The organism is Acinetobacter sp. ANC 3929 (assembly GCF_000369405.1).
GTDB lineage: Bacteria > Pseudomonadota > Gammaproteobacteria > Pseudomonadales > Moraxellaceae > Acinetobacter.
The window spans coordinates 120,235-138,624 of sequence record NZ_KB849998.1 but is presented as its reverse complement, the minus strand read 5'-3'; the positions used below and the strand labels follow the sequence as shown (position 1 = coordinate 138,624).

General features: G+C 34.6%; 14 protein-coding genes and 1 pseudogene. 10 read left to right on the top strand and 5 right to left on the bottom strand.

Going from position 1 to position 18,390, the window contains the following annotated elements; all coding sequences use genetic code 11:
• The first annotated feature begins 91 nt into the window (after nt 1–91).
• On the top strand, nt 92–541 hold the full coding sequence (locus F909_RS15575; protein WP_005146761.1) for a hypothetical protein: 450 nt from the start codon (nt 92–94) through the stop codon (nt 539–541).
• Here the strand turns inward: F909_RS15575 and F909_RS15580 are convergent.
• From F909_RS15580 to F909_RS15595, 4 genes and pseudogenes are all read right to left on the bottom strand, one after another.
• On the bottom strand, nt 522–1,223 hold the full coding sequence (locus F909_RS15580) for an IS1 family transposase (RefSeq protein WP_004282341.1): 702 nt from the start codon (nt 1,221–1,223) through the stop codon (nt 522–524). The genes F909_RS15575 and F909_RS15580 overlap by 20 nt on opposite strands.
• A gap of 59 nt (nt 1,224–1,282) precedes the next feature.
• Nucleotides 1,283–2,128 (bottom strand): annotated as a pseudogene (locus F909_RS15585) (MFS transporter); the annotation flags it as partial.
• 258 nt (nt 2,129–2,386) lie between these two features.
• Nucleotides 2,387–3,004: a TetR/AcrR family transcriptional regulator gene (locus tag F909_RS15590; RefSeq protein WP_004822839.1), complete on the bottom strand. Its 618-nt coding sequence runs from the start codon at nt 3,002–3,004 to the stop codon at nt 2,387–2,389.
• A gap of 343 nt (nt 3,005–3,347) precedes the next feature.
• Nucleotides 3,348–5,303, bottom strand: coding sequence for an alkyl/aryl-sulfatase (locus F909_RS15595; protein WP_005146758.1), 1,956 nt, complete (start codon nt 5,301–5,303; stop codon nt 3,348–3,350).
• 74 nt (nt 5,304–5,377) lie between these two features.
• Between F909_RS15595 and F909_RS15600 the strand changes: the two genes are divergently transcribed.
• From F909_RS15600 to F909_RS15620, 5 genes are all read left to right on the top strand, one after another.
• Nucleotides 5,378–6,079: an IS1 family transposase gene (locus tag F909_RS15600; RefSeq protein WP_004282341.1), complete on the top strand. Its 702-nt coding sequence runs from the start codon at nt 5,378–5,380 to the stop codon at nt 6,077–6,079.
• Entirely contained in the window at nt 6,066–6,938 is an 873-nt protein-coding gene (locus tag F909_RS15605) for an ABC-three component system protein (protein WP_005146755.1), read from the top strand. Before F909_RS15600 ends, F909_RS15605 begins: the two co-directional genes overlap by 14 nt.
• Nucleotides 6,931–7,611, top strand: a complete 681-nt coding sequence (locus tag F909_RS15610; RefSeq protein ID WP_005146753.1) for an ABC-three component system middle component 1 — start codon at nt 6,931–6,933, stop codon at nt 7,609–7,611. The genes F909_RS15605 and F909_RS15610 overlap by 8 nt, the downstream gene beginning before the upstream one ends.
• Entirely contained in the window at nt 7,568–9,907 is a 2,340-nt protein-coding gene (locus F909_RS15615; protein ID WP_005146752.1) for an ATP-binding protein, read from the top strand. The genes F909_RS15610 and F909_RS15615 overlap by 44 nt, the downstream gene beginning before the upstream one ends.
• 137 nt (nt 9,908–10,044) lie before the next feature.
• Nucleotides 10,045–11,235 carry a site-specific DNA-methyltransferase gene (locus F909_RS15620; RefSeq protein WP_005146751.1) on the top strand — a complete coding sequence of 397 codons (1,191 nt, stop codon included), beginning with the start codon at nt 10,045–10,047 and terminating at the stop codon, nt 11,233–11,235.
• On the opposite strand, the gene F909_RS15625 is transcribed toward F909_RS15620, so the two are convergent.
• Nucleotides 11,186–12,351 (bottom strand): IS3-like element ISAba22 family transposase gene (locus F909_RS15625; RefSeq protein ID WP_085940844.1). Its coding sequence is split into 2 segments (ribosomal slippage): nt 11,186–12,093 and nt 12,093–12,351, totalling 1,167 coding nucleotides; the frame shifts between segments, so codons are not numbered across the junction. The genes F909_RS15620 and F909_RS15625 overlap by 50 nt on opposite strands.
• 62 nt (nt 12,352–12,413) lie before the next feature.
• Between F909_RS15625 and F909_RS15635 the strand changes: the two genes are divergently transcribed.
• The 4 genes from F909_RS15635 to F909_RS15650 are packed head-to-tail and all read left to right on the top strand — an operon-like array spanning nt 12,414 to nt 18,271.
• A complete protein-coding gene (locus F909_RS15635) occupies nt 12,414–13,043 on the top strand; it encodes a DNA methyltransferase (protein WP_085940848.1) in 630 nt (209 codons plus the stop codon).
• A gap of 3 nt (nt 13,044–13,046) precedes the next feature.
• The gene (locus F909_RS15640) at nt 13,047–15,734 is read left to right on the top strand and encodes a DEAD/DEAH box helicase family protein (RefSeq protein WP_005146748.1); all 2,688 of its coding nucleotides are present in this window, start codon (nt 13,047–13,049) and stop codon (nt 15,732–15,734) included.
• A gap of 24 nt (nt 15,735–15,758) precedes the next feature.
• Entirely contained in the window at nt 15,759–17,270 is a 1,512-nt protein-coding gene (locus F909_RS15645) for a DUF6035 family protein (RefSeq protein ID WP_005146747.1), read from the top strand.
• Nucleotides 17,267–18,271 carry a Fic family protein gene (locus tag F909_RS15650; RefSeq protein ID WP_005146746.1) on the top strand — a complete coding sequence of 335 codons (1,005 nt, stop codon included), beginning with the start codon at nt 17,267–17,269 and terminating at the stop codon, nt 18,269–18,271. Before F909_RS15645 ends, F909_RS15650 begins: the two co-directional genes overlap by 4 nt.
• Nucleotides 18,272–18,390: the final 119 nt, after the last annotated feature.

Genomic DNA, 18,390 nt, shown 5'->3' with positions numbered 1-18,390 from the left:
GCTCCCAAATTTGAAGTAGTTTAGTTTTTGCAAAGAAATAGATTTCATGTATATTAGAAAGAAATAAAATTTATAAATAATAGGGTTTTATATGACAGAGGAGCTGCCTGACAGTGCAATATCATCTTGGGGAGGCTTCGTCTATCAAGGAAAGATAGCACTTTTTCATTCTATTAAGCTTCTATTGGATGAAAGCTTCGAGGGGAAAGAAGTCAAGAAATTTGCTTTACAGTTGGATAGTACTGATGACTTTGCCATTTATTCGGATGGTATTGCAATATCGGTTCATCAAGTTAAGGCTAAGGCATCTCCTTATAGATCTGCATTTGAAAAAGCACTAAATAAGTCGTCAAAAATATGTATAGATTGTTGTCCTAATACAAAAAGATACTTCCATATAGCTAATGAAATTGATGATTCTAGTGATTATGAAAATGAGAAAAAAGCAATAGTTGAATTTTATAAATATGATGAAGATTCTTATTGTAAATTAGGGTGGTGTTTCAAAAAGTATGCTGGCATTAAACGAATCCATTATTGATATAAAAGAACACTAAATCAAAGGCTTTGAAATGATTTTCAAGCTTTTTGGAGAAGTTGCAGCTTCTCCTAAAGCCTCGCCTGATTCGATGCCGTAATCGACAATTATTGCCTTCTATACCCACAGTGAAAAATTTACCAATCAACTGTTTGCATTCTTTAAAGGTCGTAACAAAGCTATCCCAATGGTCACTTGATATACATGTATAGCTTACACCTAACTGCTTCAATTTTAATTTAAGTCGTTTTGCAGTGGCTAAATCTCGGTTACCCCATACATAAGCAACAATTTCACCTGTTTCTCGATGATAGGCATAAATTAGCCATTGTTTATTTTGCTTATGACCAACAAAAGTCCAAAACTCATCTACTTCAAGGGTTTCATAATGACTTTGCTGTGCTCGAAGTTGATATTTTGATTGGCTAAGTGTCCGTAGAACTTTACCGATACTTACTCTTTCAATTTCTGCTATATCCCTGACACCACTGCCTCGCACCATGAGGTGTAATATTTTGGTTTTGATACCTGAGTGACAGCCTTGATAACTGAGAGCATGATCACCAATAAATTGACGTCTGCATATTTTACATTGGTAATTTTGCTTACCATCTACTTTTGTGCCATTTTTCTTTATACTGTCACTTAGGCAGGCTGGACACTTGATTTCTAGAGTTATTCGCATTTCTCTATTTTATCAAAATCCAACCTGCTTTTTTTCAGCATACTTTTTGAAACACCACCAAATAACGAACTATATCCTGCAAACCCTAAAATAAAAGAAATCGCGTTATAGGCTAAAAACCGTTTATTTTTAAATAAATGATTGGGGATCAATGGATGAGTGGCATGTTTTTGCTGCCATACAAACGCCATACTTGCCAAGATAAATAAGAAAATACTCAGCATAAACCAATGCGCTAAATGCACATGTTGTAATGCAATAATGCTATACGTTAATGTGACGATCGCTACAGCACTGTAGAGCAAACCTAGATAATCAAAAGGTACAGCCACCGATTTCTGATCCGCCTCGATACCATAATAGCCCAAGTAAATCGTTAGAACCCCAACAGGAAGATTGAGCCAGAAAATACTTTGCCAACCAAAATGATGTACCAGCAACCCACCCATCAATGGACCGACAATTAATGAAAATGCACTAAACGAACTCCAGCGACCAATTTCACGTGCTTTGTCTTGCGGTTGATGAAAATGATGCACCATGATCGCCAATGCCAAAGGGATTAAAACTGCACCAGCCACACCCTGAATCATTCGTCCAATAATCAATAAACTAAAATTGCTTGCCATTGCACAAATCAATGAACCCACAATAAAAATGATCACACCCAGCAACCATAATTTTTTACGCCCTATGCGCTGACTTAATGCCCCCACCGCTAACATTAAACTCGATAGACTTAAAGCATAGCTATCAATCACCCATTGTAGATCTGCCATGTCACTATTAAATTGGTTTTGAATACTTCCAAGTGCAAGATTGACACTGCTTAAATCCACCAAACACAGAAAGGTACTGATATAGAGCGCTAGAATAAGATAAATCGGCTGGCGAGATGCATTCATACATCACCTAGATCATTTAAATGAGAATCATTATACTATACATTGACCGACCGTCGGTCAATGTATAAAAACCCACTTAAAACCCAAAGCTTTCATTTTTTATAGACTGTCTTGAAAGCACTTTTAAAGATCACCAGTGACTGCAACTTAAGGAGAATGGTTGACTTTAAAATGCATCGTTTAGGGTTTTAATTAAAATTGATAATAAAAGAATATCAGACGAGAAGCGATTTATACGATTCAAAATAATGGTAAAAGTTAGCCATCATGATGGAGCATTTTTAAATATTGCAGCGCAATTTGCTGAGAAAAATCTGTGCTATCGTGCAGTTGATTGGCAATTGCTTCATCTGCAACCCCATGTACACCAGAATAAATCAATAACGCAGTCAATCTTGGCTGTTCTAAATGCCAAATACCCGCCTGCTGCCCTCCATTTAAGATTTGCAGCAATTGTTCCAATATCATATTTTTTTCATTATTTTTACGTTCATGGTGATGTGCACCAAAAACAATATCATGCACTGCATAACTTTCGAGGTAGGTTTGTATATTGGCCGAGACCCAAACCTTAAATTGACTGACCCAATCTTCAGCATCACATGTTGCAACTGCCGTGTCTAAGGCCGCGATAAAAAAATCGATATAACGTTTTTTTAAGGCTTCAACAATATGCTGTTTCGATTCAAAGTAATGATAAAAAGTCCCTTTAGCAACGCCCACACTGGCAATAATTTCGCTAATGGTGGTAGCTTCCACACCTTTTGCTAAAAAAAGCGTTTGTGCAGCATTCATCAGCTCATCAATTCGGACTTCTGCTGGCTTGGTTTGGCGTTTTGTCACCTGAGTAGAAGCGACTTGAGATTGTGATGACATACTTCTCTATTTTCTACACGCAAGAATTTAATTATAGAGGAGCCCTAGCTAATTCACAATTCAAGCCAATACGAGTCACTAATTACATCAATGTAGCTATAAGCATAGCGCAATATAAAATCCCCCTCATACTAAAATCGTCCACCCATACTAGCTTTATCTCAAAACGAGAAGGAATTTTTAATACCAACATGATTCGTTGCACATCATCATTTTTGCTTGATGAAACAAGAGCTTTTATTGAAATACTGATATAAAAAATGAGAGAACTAATCTATAAGTTCTCCCTTTTTATTCGACTCTATTGAATTAAGCCTAAACATTTAAGCTTCGTTATTTCCCCCTAACCATTTGGTCGAGTCACAATTGGGAAAATCGAATCTGGACGTTTAAACATGGCAAAGAATTTTCCAATTTTCAATGGATTGCCTTTGACTTTACTGTCTTTCGAAAGTAGGACTTTTACCCCTTCTATTTGACCTGTAATCATTTTTAGATATAAGGGCTTGGTTACGGTTAATGTTGGGCAATCCGATGCCAAACCATTACTGTCATCATGACGTTTAAACTGCATGACTGAGTTTTCAACCCATAATGAAAAATTCTCTTGGGTATCCGACAAAACCAGATTGATACACTGATTTTCATTTTTTAAATTTTCCACATCTAAATTTGTTGCCATGGCTTCCAGAAATCTTTCAGTTGGCGTGTGAATCAATAAATCACTCGGATCAGATGTATTTTCCATAGGTACATTATTTTGTAGCTCTTGAGCGCCCACCAAAAAGAAATTACGCCAAGTTGAAGCCTCAGCAGCATAGCCCAATTGACGATACGTATTTGCCAATAAGTCTTTTGCTTGTTGGTTTTGAGGATTATTCAACACAATATGTTTTAAAATCTCGGCAGCCCATCTATAGTCAGCTTGAGCATAAGCATCCTGCGCATTTTTCAACGCATTGCTCTCCCCACCTGCTAACTCAATATATTTTTTTGCAACAGCTTTAGGTGGCAATGGATCTAAATTGGAAGGATGAGCATCAAACCATCCCATATAGTATTGGTATACCGCTTTTACATTATGCTTAAGGGTTCCATAATAGCCATGCGCATATAATTTTTGGTCAAGTGCGGCTGGAAGCTGAATTTTCTCGGCAATTTCAGCACCATTAAAACCAGAGTTCATATATCTCACCGTCTGATCATGCGTGAACTTATAAACATCTCGCTGGGTTTTAATAAAATCTTGAATATTGTCATTGCCCCATACCGGCCAATGATGCTGTGCAATCAATACATCGGATGCTTTGGCATGTTGCATTGCTTGGTCTAAATAGCCCACCCATTTTAAGGCATCACGGACTTTAGCACCGCGGAGAGTATAAAGATTATGCATGGTATGCGAAAGAATTTCCGCGCCATTATAAAGTTTCAGTGATGGAATAGAGAATGTTAACTCTGCTGGTGCTTCTGAACCTGGCACGTTATAAAACACAAAATCCAAGCCATCAATGCTCATTTTCTGTTCTGCTTGAGTGATCAATTGTGTAGGCTCAAGGATGCCCATTTTTCCCACAGCAACAGCCTTACCTAAACCTGTATCCACCAGCCCTTCTGCATTTTTAGGTAGAAAAGTTCCATACATATAAGTCGCACGACGTATCATGGCTGAACCTGCCATCACATTTTCACTGGTCGCTTCTTCCATAAAGCCTTGTGGCGCAATAATTGGGATTTTTCTAGCGTTAATTTCTTCGCTAGAAAGAACGCCTAATGCACCACCAAAATGATCGATATGGCTATGGGTAAAAATAATGGCTGAAATTTTTTGCTCACCTAAATGCTGCCTAGCAAATTTAAGTGCTGCTTCAGCCGTTTCTTTAGAGGTTAATGTATCCACAATAATCCAACCAGTATCACCCTGAATAATGGTCATATTTGCCAAATCAAAACCACGAATTTGCCAAACTCGATCTGTCACTTTAAATAGACCAACATTGTTGTTTAGCTTTGCTTGTCGCCATAGCGCAGGATTAACAGTATTTGGTGCTGGATCATTTAAAAAATTAAACGCATCAAAATCCCAGATCACATTGCCTTTTTCACTTTTAATTTGACCTGTTGGCTTGGCAATAAAGCCTTTTTGCGCATAATTAAACTCAGTCATATCATCTAAATTATATTTGGTTTTATACGCATTATTTGATTCAATGACCGCTTTTTCGACTTGTCCATTTGCTGCAAAAACAGAAAATGGCAAAATAAACATCAATGAGACCGTTAAAAATTTAATTTTCATTGTCGTTCCTTCTTTGGTGGTGTTTCAAAAAGTATGCTGAAAAAAAGCAGGTTGGATTTTGATAAAATAGAGAAATGCGAATAACTCTAGAAATCAAGTGTCCAGCCTGCCTAAGTGACAGTATAAAGAAAAATGGCACAAAAGTAGATGGTAAGCAAAATTACCAATGTAAAATATGCAGACGTCAATTTATTGGTGATCATGCTCTCAGTTATCAAGGCTGTCACTCAGGTATCAAAACCAAAATATTACACCTCATGGTGCGAGGCAGTGGTGTCAGGGATATAGCAGAAATTGAAAGAGTAAGTATCGGTAAAGTTCTACGGACACTTAGCCAATCAAAATATCAACTTCGAGCACAGCAAAGTCATTATGAAACCCTTGAAGTAGATGAGTTTTGGACTTTTGTTGGTCATAAGCAAAATAAACAATGGCTAATTTATGCCTATCATCGAGAAACAGGTGAAATTGTTGCTTATGTATGGGGTAACCGAGATTTAGCCACTGCAAAACGACTTAAATTAAAATTGAAGCAGTTAGGTGTAAGCTATACATGTATATCAAGTGACCATTGGGATAGCTTTGTTACGACCTTTAAAGAATGCAAACAGTTGATTGGTAAATTTTTCACTGTGGGTATAGAAGGCAATAATTGTCGATTACGGCATCGAATCAGGCGAGGCTTTAGGAGAAGCTGCAACTTCTCCAAAAAGCTTGAAAATCATTTCAAAGCCTTTGATTTAGTGTTCTTTTATATCAATAATGGATTCGTTTAATGCCAGCATACTTTTTGAAACACCACCTAAATTAGATCGAATTGAGAGAGTAATTAAAGAAAAAATAGAAGAATATTTGAATAAGAATTCTTTGGAAAACTCTTTGCTACTTGTAGAGCAGAAATATCATTATTTATCAGAAATGATCACTTCAAAAGTTATTGAAATTCATTCCTTGATCCATCGGGGAACAAGTCAGAATAGAGCGGCCTATGAAAATACAATTGAAAGTGATTTAATTTTAGAAATTTTAATTACAGACTTTAATTTAGTACAGGATCTTCCATATGAGATGAGAAGATTGCGAAATCTTTTTGCTGATACTTTGGAAAATTATGTATGTGAGAGTAATGAATATTTTACAATACAACAAATAGGCTTATTTAATGAGGTTTTTAAGCATATTTATAAAATGGATGATGCAGATTTAGAATATATAAAACAATCTATCCGCTTATCATCTTCTGATCAAATAAGGAATGATGATGTAAGTACTTATGCTGAAATCATTACCGATATCTCAGCTAATATTGTATTAGTTGATCTTCCTCATTATTCTAAAGATTCAAAAAAATACTTACCTACAGCCTTGAAGTTGCAAGATAGACGTGCTGAATCATTTAAAGCTAAATTGATAGAACAACTTCGTAGTAATAATTTATTAGTAAAAATTTTATATGAGTACAATATTTTAATATCAGGTAGTGAGGTTCACAAAAATATTGAAATTAATGCTTATAATGACAGTGTGACACGAATCACTATCGATGAAAATAAAGCGGAAAATCATATATTGAAAGAGCTTCCTGTAAAAGTAATTTGTACACCTATAGCACAGAGCGAGTTGAATAATGCTTAAAAAAATTATGCATGAAGCTGTGATTGATTCAGGATTTATTTTGGAAAAATCGTTAGATAATACAGATTTTTTCATTAAAGAAAATGGTGAAGCTCAAAGGTACTTGATTGTACATGTCTTAGATCAATTATTATCTGTTGAAAGTATTCATGATCTCATTAATGAATCTCTTCCTGAAACATTGCAAAAACATCCTGCTTTTAAAAAAAATTGTGATTTAATTCTTATTTATAAAGTTGATTTTTTGAATGATTTTAATGGAATTGAAGAACAGATTTTAGAAATAGAAGAGAATCCGTATTATTTTAAAAAATATTTTTTCTATTATTCAGATGCTGAAGAAAAATTACTTCTTGGAAAGAATTATGGGGATTTTAAAAGTCAAATTAAGAAAATGGATGAGTTTGATGAGTACAAAAAAGACCCTCTAAAGCCTTCATTTCATAGCTTAGTTACAAGAGTGTTTATTAAATTTCCATTCTTAGAAATTCCGAAATTTAGTAAATCATTTCAAAATTTGTTTGATAGTGTAAGTGAAAAAGTAAATGTTGAAAATTTAGTAAAAACCTATGATTTTATTGGAAAATTTGAAGCAGATAGTATTGATGAGGTTATAGCGGAGTTATTAAATGAAGAATTGGAAAATATCAAAGCTTCAGATTCAAGCATTTAAGGCATTTACAAATATAGAATTTGATTTCAAAAAGTCTTCATTGATTACTTTAGAAGGTCCAAATGGGTATGGAAAAACATCTACCTTTGATGCTATTGAATTGCTATTTACGGGGAAAATATCCAGAATATCAGATCTTTATAAGCTTGTGATGGTTGAGACAAAAAAGAAGTTTAAAGATAATCTATATTGGAACAAAAAAGGTGGTGAGGTTGATTTAAAAATTAAAGTAGAGTTGATGAATGATCATGATGATGAAAAACTGTTTTTTGTTAGATTGGGGTTTGTCAATGATTTAAAAGTCGAAATTAATAATAAAGCTAATAATTTTGATATTTTTAGTTTATATAAATTAGATGATTTTAACTCTGAACCTACTGAGAATAAGTTAGAAAATAATTTTTTTGAACAGTTTTTTGGTGAAAGTTTTTGTTCTAACTATTCAATGTTAAATTATTTACACCAAGGTCAGAGTCAATTTATTTTTTCGAAAAAAATCACTGATCGTAAGAAGGCTTTGGAAGAACTAATAAAAACAACTGAAATAAAGAAACGTATTGATATTTGTAATAAAGTCGAAAGTAAATTAACAAAACAGGAAAAAGCACAAAAGGTAGAAATTGATGAGATAGATGCTAAGTTAAAAAATATCTTGGAAAAAAATATTTCTGAAAATGAATATGATGTTATATATAAAAAAATATCTACACAAAGAACATCCCCAAAATGGGATGATGAAGAAATTTTTTTACAAGAGGCTGATGTAAATTATAATAATTTTATAAAAGAAATTGATCTATTAATAGAGTGTTGTAAAAGAAAAGAAGATATACGCATAAGAAATCAAAATTCAGCTATTGAAAAATTTATCATTGATAATGATAGTTCTTTGTTGCTGCTTGTATCTATAGGTAAGCATATAAGTAATTTTGATAATCTTCAATTGATTAATAAAAGACTCTTAGAGGTTGATCAAGTTTTATTGATATTGGATAAGGATTTTAATGCTATTTCTCAAGAGGAAATTACAAAATTAAGTTCTTTAGGGGTGGTTATTTCAGATAAACTTAAAGAAAATATTATTGAGAAAGATAAGAAATTAGCATTGCTCTCAGAAAAAAAAGCGAAGTTATTAGAGCTTAATAAAATGCGAAAGGATTTATTTGAAAAACATAAGCAAAGTTTTGGTGAGGATGGAACTATATGCGCTTTATGTGGGATAGATTGGGGAAGTGTAGAAAAACTTATTGAAAATATAAGGGTGATTTCAGATTTATATTCAAAAGAAATTGGAAGTTCAACAGAAGATCTAAGTAAGGTCTATTTGATTATTTCTTCTGAGTTAAAGTTGATTAAAGAGTTATATATAAAAGAAAAAGATGCTTTTTTAAAAGATTTTAATATTAATTTGTTCACCAAATTAAATATAAGCCAAAACTTTTTTAAAACCTTGAACGGTTTGAGTTCTCGTCTTGAGAAAATGGCAATAAGTTATTCTTCTGAATATACAGATGATGATATTGAATTGGAAATTAGAAAAGATAAAATTATTTCTAATTTAAGAGGTTTAAAAAAAATAGAAGGGGATGTTCTACCTGTAGGGTGGGAGGAAGCTATAAGTGTAACTTTTGAGAAACATAAAGATTTCTATGACTTACTGGAAGATGATTTAAATCATAAGAAAAACTATGTAAATAAAAAGTTTAAAGACTTTAAGGATTTTGAACTTCAGCAGACGAAAAAATTGTTAAAGGAAAAGAGTGATTTATATAATGCAAACTTAAATGCAAAAGCTAAAATAATTAGGTTGAAAAAAACACTAATTGAAACTGAACGTGATTACTCTTCAAGAATTATCGCTAATATTGAATTAATATTTCATATCTATAGTGGGCGCTTAATACAAAATTATCAACGTGGTCTAGGACTGTTTATAGACTATGCAGAAGGGCAGCAAATTCGCTTCTGTACTGCGGAAAGTTCTGACCATGATGCGACACTAGCAATGAGTTCTGGTCAATTGGCTGCATTGAGTCTAGCTTTTTTCTTATCATTAAATAGAGTTTATTCCGAGAACTCTTTAGTTTTAATTGATGATCCTGTGCAATCCTTAGATGAAATCAATATTGCATCTTTAACTGACTTATTACGTTGCGAGTTAAAAGATAGGCAATTAATCATTTCCTCACACGAAGATGATATTTCTAGATATATGAGATATCGATTTGAACGGGCTGGTTTATCTCAGGTATCGATTCATATGCAGAGCCATAATACAGATAGTTTAATTCAATGAAACTAAAATAGACCAAATTGATTAGCACGTCAGAGGTTGTCACACTTATGAGAAGGCGTGAGTAAAAATCTAGGGTTGAGTCTTTTTAAAATGGTAATCTATGCCAATTGAGGAGTTTATGTTTTTGGGATTACTTAATGCCTACTTTAAATTGGATAGGAAAAGAAGCAGTTGAAAAGCACCATAAAGAAGTTCCTTATCGATTACTAGAACCTGTGGCTGGAGTTTCATGCAATGAGGATGAACAGGGCGGCAATCTTTTAGTTCAAGGGGATAACTTACATGCATTGAAGGCACTTTTACCACGCTATGCAGGAAAAGTTGATTGTATTTATATTGATCCTCCATATAACACTGGGAATGAAGGGTGGATCTATAATGACAATGTAAACAGTCCTGAGATCCGTAAGTGGTTAGGGGAGATTGTGGGGAAAGAGGGCGAAACGCTAGATCGACATGATCGTTGGTTATGTATGATGTATCCTCGACTATCTATGTTGAAAAGCTTTCTTAAGGAAGAAGGCGTAATTTTAATTTCAATAGATGATAATGAAGTAGCAAATTTACGTTTAATTATGGATGAAATTTGGGGTGTAAATAACTTTATATGTCAGTTAGTTTGGGAAAAAGGGAGAAAAAATGATGCAAAATATGTATCAGTAGGGCATGAATATATTCTTATTTACGCTCGAAATAAAAATAAACTCAAAGAGAAAAATATAAAATGGCGGGAGAAGAAACCTGGCGCTGATGAAATTCTTATAGAGCTAAATCGATTAAGAACGTTATACAAGAATGATTATGCTTCAATTGAAAAAGACCTATCCAAATTTTACAAAAATCTAGCGAAAGATCATCCTTCCAAAAAGCATTCAAGGTATTCCAAAGTTGATAACAAAGGAATTTGGCGTGATGACAATATGTCATGGCCAAAACCTGATGGGCCTAAATATAATGTTATTCATCCTGTTACAGGCTTACCTTGTGCTATTCCGCCGAATGGTTGGAGATATAGTACTTTAGAAAAAATGCAAGAACAGATAGGATTAGGAAAGGTTGTTTTTAGAGCGGATCATAGTGAGCCACCTATAAGAAAGACATACTTAATACAAACAGGTGAGGACGAATTTGATGATGAGTCCGCAGTGCAAGTTGCTGGAAGCTACTTTTATAGAAGTGCCTTACAGGCAAAAAATGAATTGAGAGATATTTTTAAAACAGAAATTTTTGATTATCTGATATACGCTGAATTATCAGGAGACTTTCCCTTGGGAGATTCTAGGCAGCCAACTTATAAAAGTCTTCGGCCATTTGATTTGGTGTCTTAAAACCCAAACCCTTTTGAATTCTTCGATGATTATAAAATAACTCAATGTATTTTATAATATCTGCTTTGGCTTCTTCTCTAGTTTGATAGTTGTAATGATGAACTAACTCATTTTTCAATATTCCCCAAAAGCTTTCAATCGGTGCATTATCGTAACAGTCTCCGCGCTTGCTCATTGAACCTTGAAAACCATATTGCTCAAGTATATTTCGATATTCATGGCTGCAATATTGACTTCCTCTGTCTGAATGCACAATCAGTTCTTTGGTTGGTTTTTGATTGTGAATAGCCATATTTAGCGCATTACAAACAAGCTGTGTTGTCATGCGCTCATTTAAGCTATAGCCAACCACTTGCTTCGTGTAAAGGTCTTTTACCGCTGCTAAATACAGCCATCCTTCAACAGTCCATATGTACGTAATATCACTTGACCATGCTTGATTTGGTCTAGTCATTGAGAATTGTTGCTCCAGCAGGTTTTCATAGATCGCTCGATTATGGTCACTATTCGTAGTCCTTTTAAAACGCTTGTGTCGCTTACAATACAGGTGGTTCAGCGCTTTTATCTGACGTACAGCGTACATACTCATTTTTATACCCTGAGCTTGTAAGTATTTGGTTAATCGAATATAACCATAGCTCTGCCTTGTCTCCTCATGGGCTATTTTCACCAATATCGTCTGTTGATTTCGTTGAATCGTTCTTTTGCTCACGCCTCTCTTGAGCCAATCATAAAAACATGAAACTGAAACATGAAGTAATCGAGCCATTAAGGTAATTGGAAAAGAATATCTTTTTTGTTTCATATAGGCGTACCTTACTGACTTTCTTTGGCAAAGTACGCTGCTGCCTTTTTTAAAAATTCACGTTCCATTTCAGCTATTTTGAGCTGTTGTTTGAGTTTTTTATTTTCTTCGAGTAGAGCGTTTAGATCAGGTGAATACTGTTTTGTACCTGCTAAAGTTCCAGCCTTTGCTTTGGTATTCCAATTTGAAAGAGTTTGCATTGAAATGCTAAGTTGTCTAGCTGTTTCCGAGACATTGCCTTGATTGGCTTCAATTAATTTGATGGCTTCAGCTTTAAATTCTGTGGTGTAAGTCTTGTGTTTCTTGCTCATGGTAAACTCCTGATGAGTGTGTTTAGTTTACCAAGTTAAAACCTCCTGTTTTTTCAGCACACATCAATCCAAAAGATAGTGATGTTTTAGCAAGATGGATAGATTATGTGACTCCAAAAGATGGGTTAGTGCTGGATAGCTTTGCGGGTTCGGGTACAACAGCACATGCAGTATTAAAACTCAATGCAAATTTTGGAAGTAATAGAAAGTTTATTTTAGTTGAAATGGATAAAAATATTGCTACAAAAGTCACTTTTGAAAGAATTAAAAGAGTAACTAAAGGTTATATAAATAGGAATGGGGAAGATATAGAAGGGTTGGGTAGTAGTTTTCAATTCTGTAAGCTTTCACAAGAACCATTGTTTAATGCCAGTGGTCATATACGCAATGATGTTTCATTCTCGCAATTGGCTGAATTTGTATGGTTTTGTGAAACAGGTACGGGCTATACAGGAAAAGCGGACTCTCCTTTACTGGGAATTTATGAAGGTCGTGCAATTTATCTACTTTATAATGGAATTTTAAAAGATCTTACCGAACAAGGTGGCAATATTCTTACAAAGCAAGTATTTGATGTTCTTCCGAAGTTTGAAGGAGTTAAAGTGATTTATGCGGCTGCTAATCGTTTAGGGGGCAAGGCTAAACGTGAAAATATTGTATTTAAACAAACACCATATGCTTTAGAGGTTTAAGCTATGACTGCGTATATTGCTAAAGAATATCAAGATCAAGTATTAGACAGTGTAAAAGCGTATTTTCAAGTCTGTCATGAGTTTGCAAACGCATCTACGGCCTTTTATGTGACTACAGAACGATTGTGGGGTAAGGGGCAAACCTATAATGCATTAAATGGGTTTAATAGTGAGATGCCTTATTTTTGTTTACGTGTGCCGACGGGTGGGGGAAAGACATGGTTGGCAAGTAAAAGTGTAGCACTAATAAATAAACATTTTTTGAGAGTAGCTCAAAGTATCATCTTGTGGTTAGTTCCAAGTAAGACGATACGTGAACAAACTATTACTGCTTTAAAAAATAAACAGCATCCATATTCATCAGCATTACGTGAAGCAGGTGAAGTCACAGTCATGGATATTGAAGAAGCAAAAAGCATTACTCGTTCAACGCTTTTAACTTCAACAGTTGTTATTGTTGCTACACGCCAAGCTTTTCAAGTAGAAGAAGAAGAAAGTAGAAAAGTTTATCAAAATAATGGTGCGCTAATGCATCATTTTGAGCATCTAACAGAAGAACAAAAGTCAGAATTATTAACAGAGGGAGAAGGGAGTGATCTAATAGTTCCAAATTCTTTAGCTAACGTTCTTAGATTACATCGCCCTTTTATTATTGTTGATGAAGCACATAATAGTCGTACTGAACTTGCTTTTGATATGTTAGCTCGTTTTAAGCCAAGTGGCATTATGGAGCTTACAGCAACACCAGATACAGTGAGAACTCCAACCAATGTTTTACATAGCGTCTCTGCTGCTGAATTAAAAGCAGAACAAATGATTAAATTGCCGATTGTTTTAGAAACAGAATCAAATTGGCAACAATGCTTAGCATATGCGATTCATAAAAGAGAGTCTTTAGAACATATAGCGTTAGAAGAACAGAGACAGGGTTTTGAATATCTGAGACCGATAGTACTTATTCAGGCTGAAGCAAAAAGTAAAGTTCGTGAAACATTGGATATTTATGCTGTACTTAATGAACTAGAAAATAATCAGAATATTCCAAGAGAGCAGATCGCTCTTGCTACAGGAGATGAGAAAGAACTTGAAGAAATTACAGCAAAATATCCTAAAGGAATTTTAGATAAGGCTTGTAAAATTAAGTATGTAATTACTCAAAAAGCTTTAGCTGAGGGTTGGGATTGCCCATTTGCTTATATTTTAGTGAGTATGGCTTCTGTGCAATCAAGTACAGCAGTTGAGCAATTATTAGGGCGTATTCTTAGACAGCCAAATGCATCACATAGACAGAGTGAACAGTTAAATCAATCTTATGCTTATGTTGTATCAAAAAGTTTTTCTGACACAGCTGAAACTTTGAGAGATAGCCTAGTTGAAGGGGCTGGTTTTGATACTAAAGAAGCGGCTGAATTTGTTAAAGCAGGTACGGGTGAGCAAGCTCGTTTGGACTTTGGAAATTCTAAAATTATTGTGAAACCAATAACAATTCCGTTACCTGAAAAGCCAGATTTAAAGTCTGTTACACCTACGGTAAAAAAGAAAGTAGAATGGAATAATAAAACCAATGAATTGACGATTATTACCCCGTTGACTAAAGAAGAGACTGTGGAACTAACGAAAACTGTTTCACAACTAGAGTCAGTGCAGCAGATTGAGAAAGGGGCCGAGGTTAGCCGTCAATCTATCGAATATTTTCAGACACCTGCGGAATTGGGTAAAGAGCTTAAAGTCCCACTATTAGCATTATCGGTTCAGGGCGAGCTTCAATTATTTGATGATCCAGAAGTTCTTGAATATCCTTGGAATTTAACAACAGTAGATGCAAAAGTTTTGCATGATGATATTTCAATTTTAAATTCAGCTTATGCTTCAAATGATTTTGGAACTTTAGATATTGATGAGACTAAAGGTAAGGTAAAAGTTACTTTTCTTCCAAAACTTCAGAGAGATTTAGGTTTGGTGTATAAACCTGAAAATTGGGATGAAGTCAAATTAGCAACTTGGTTATGTAAGAATATCTTAGAAGAATCATTAACTCATGAGGCTAAACGAAATTTTGTTCTTGCGTGGCTAAATGATTTGTTAAGTAAAGATGATTTTGATTTGGCTCGAACAAATACTCAGAAATATATAATTCGTCAGTTGATTGAAAAAAGAATTAATATTTTACGAAAGGAAGCTGTTAATGATGCTTACCAAAATTTCTTATTTGGCAATGATGAGCTTCATCAAATAACAGTCTCAAACGAACAAGAATATCAGTTTAATTTCCATCCAAATGTTTATGCACCTTCTCGCGATGATAATGGTGAATACGGATATTATACATTTAACAAACATTACTATGGCCGTATTGGGGCTTTTGATAGTGGTGAAGAGTTTGCTTGTGCATGTTGGTTGGATCAGCAAGCAGTTAAAGGAAATATTGAGTTTTGGGTGAGAAACTTAGTTCGTAAAGAAGGCTGTTCTTTTTACTTGCAAAAGGGAAATGGTCGCTTCTATCCAGATTTTATATGTAAACTACCTAATGGAAAAATTTTAGTGGTTGAATATAAAGGGGCTGATAAGTGGGAAGCTGCTAAGGATGATCGCCAAATTGGGGAGCTATGGGCTAATTTATCAGAAGGACAATGTAAATTTATTATGATTAAAGATAAGCGCTTCGATCTGATTGAGAGCTTGTTAAGCTAATTTAAGTAATAGTTGGGAGAGTACATGAAGTTAATTCATATCATTGATACCGATCAAAATATGTGGATTGATGTTGATGTATTCTTTCAACAATCTGAAATGGAACTTACACAATGGCGTAGTCAAATAAGGGAGCAATATAAAAGGAATAAAACCAAGCCTCATTTTACATGTGCTTGGTGTCAATCACCTGTAACCCTCGCTAGACGTACAGATCACATGCAGATCAACACTTCGGCAACATTCTTTTTCAGACATATTCCTGAGTTGGAAAATACCCCAAACTTCAAGTGTCCTGTAAAGCATATTAAACAGCTATCGGAGCAAGAAAAAACTGCTTTAAAGTATCAGATTGCGAAAGAAACCCAACTACATAAATTGCTAAAAGAGAATATATATAAGAGTCTACAAGTAGATGAATCTTTTAGTGATATTCATATTGAACAAGTTCGTAAAAGCATTGACCTAAAGCAATGGCGTAGACCAGATGTATCTTCGTTATATAAAAAGCAATTAGTTGTTTTTGAAGGACAACTTTCTACAACTTTTTTGAATGTCATTATTGATCGTAAGATTTTTTATCAAGATAACAATGCTTGCCTACTATGGATTTTCAATCATTTTGAGCCGACTGAAAAAGCGAAGAAGCAGTCAATGCAAGATATTTACTACAACAATAATGCAAATGCATTTGTAGTGAATGCCTCTACAGTTGCTCAGTCAATTCAAACAAAAGCTTTTACTTTAGAGTGTCATTATTTAAAGCCTGAAATAAAGAATAATCAAATCATTAATCAGTGGAATACTGAGTTTGTCGAATTCCAAAACTTAGTTCAGAACGAAGCTACAAAGCAAATATACTTTTTTGATTATGAAGCTGAATATCGAAAGTTAAAGCAAAAATTAGGCTTACGGCATAGTTATTTACAAGAGAGTAAGAATCAAAAAGATAAACTAAAAGTTCAGAAATATATCGAATCACTAGAACAGGTTGATCTTGAAACAAAAGTTCCATCAAAAACTAAATCTGAATTATTGGCGGAATTTACTGAGCTATGGGTAAAAACTCATTATCTTACCGATAGTCAATTCAACCTTCAGTGGTTCTCTATTCGTAAAGAGCTTGAACTAATGGGAATTAGTACACCCAAATACCTTTTACATGCACCCTATAAAACAGTGGTTAACTCAATTTTAAGTGCAAAATTTGGCTATGCAGTTGGTAATAATATTAACGATATGGTAAGTGTAGCTCATAACTTAATGGAACATCATCCAGCTTACATTAAGCATTTTATGCTTACTTTAAAAGTAACTGGAAAACCTAACTTATTGAATGAGAGAGATAGTTCGGGTAAATGGAAAGAACGCTATAAAAAATATACCCAACAGTCAGAGGATGCCAAAATTTATAATCATGATTTAAATCAATTTATTGAGTTTTTAGTACCTGAGTTTGAAGGACGTTTGATTTCTTGGGGGGAAGGTAGTACACCTTATTCTAACGCACAATTTGGCGGAGTAAGCCAAAAATGAAATACCAACCGCCTTATACCATCACATCAAAAATCATCCATCTAATTGCACAGATCAGTGAGAATATAGGGCGTTTGACTGTTTTAGAGGAAATCCAAGACAATCTAAAACTTCGTAAAGCCAATCGTATCCGTACCATTCAAGGCTCACTAGCAATAGAAGGAAATACTCTCAGTACTGAACAAATCACAGCGATCCTTAATGGTAAGACAGTAATTGCACCTCCGAAAGAAGTACAGGAAGTTCGTAACGCAATCAAAGCCTATGAAGCTTTTCAGCAGTGGCAACCAAGCCAAGAATCAGACTTATTACAAGCGCATCAAATTTTAATGACAGGCTTGATTGATGAAGTCGGTCAATATCGTCATGGTGGTGTTGGTGTGATGTCAGGTAATCGAGTGGTGCATATGGCTCCACCTGCGAATCAGATTAACCGTTTGATGGCTGATTTACTTGATTGGTTGAATGACAGCGATATACATCCACTGATTCAAAGCTCAGTCTTCCACTATGAGTTTGAGTTTATCCATCCATTTGCGGACGGCAATGGTCGAATGGGAAGGCTATGGCAAACTTTAATATTAAGCAGATGGAACCCAATCTTTGCTAATATTCCAGTTGAGAGTTTGATTCATCAAAATCAGAAAGCCTACTATGAGGCTTTGCAAACAAGTACCGATCGGACTGATTCAGCACCATTTATTGAATATATTTTGCAGATGATCTTAGATGCAATCCTGAGTTCAAATGATACCGCTCAAGATAGCGATCATGTTACCGCTCAAGTTGACGTACAAGTGAGCGACCAAGTTCAGCGTTTAATTTCGGCAATGAAGCAAGAAGACTACACTTTGGCTGAATTGATGCAATTGGTTGGATTAACTCATCGAGCAACGTTCCAAAAGAATTACTTGAATCCTGCTATAGAAGCAAATTTGATTGAGCGTACAATCCCAAATAAGCCGAAAAGTCCGAAGCAAAGGTATAGATTGAGTTTATAAAACTAAGTGGTTCCGTAGGTGCCCAAACGATGGCTCAATTCCCCAAGCCACTGGATTACCAACTATGCCTATATAACTCTAAATCTGCTACAATTACGCCAATTTTGAATTCCCACTTT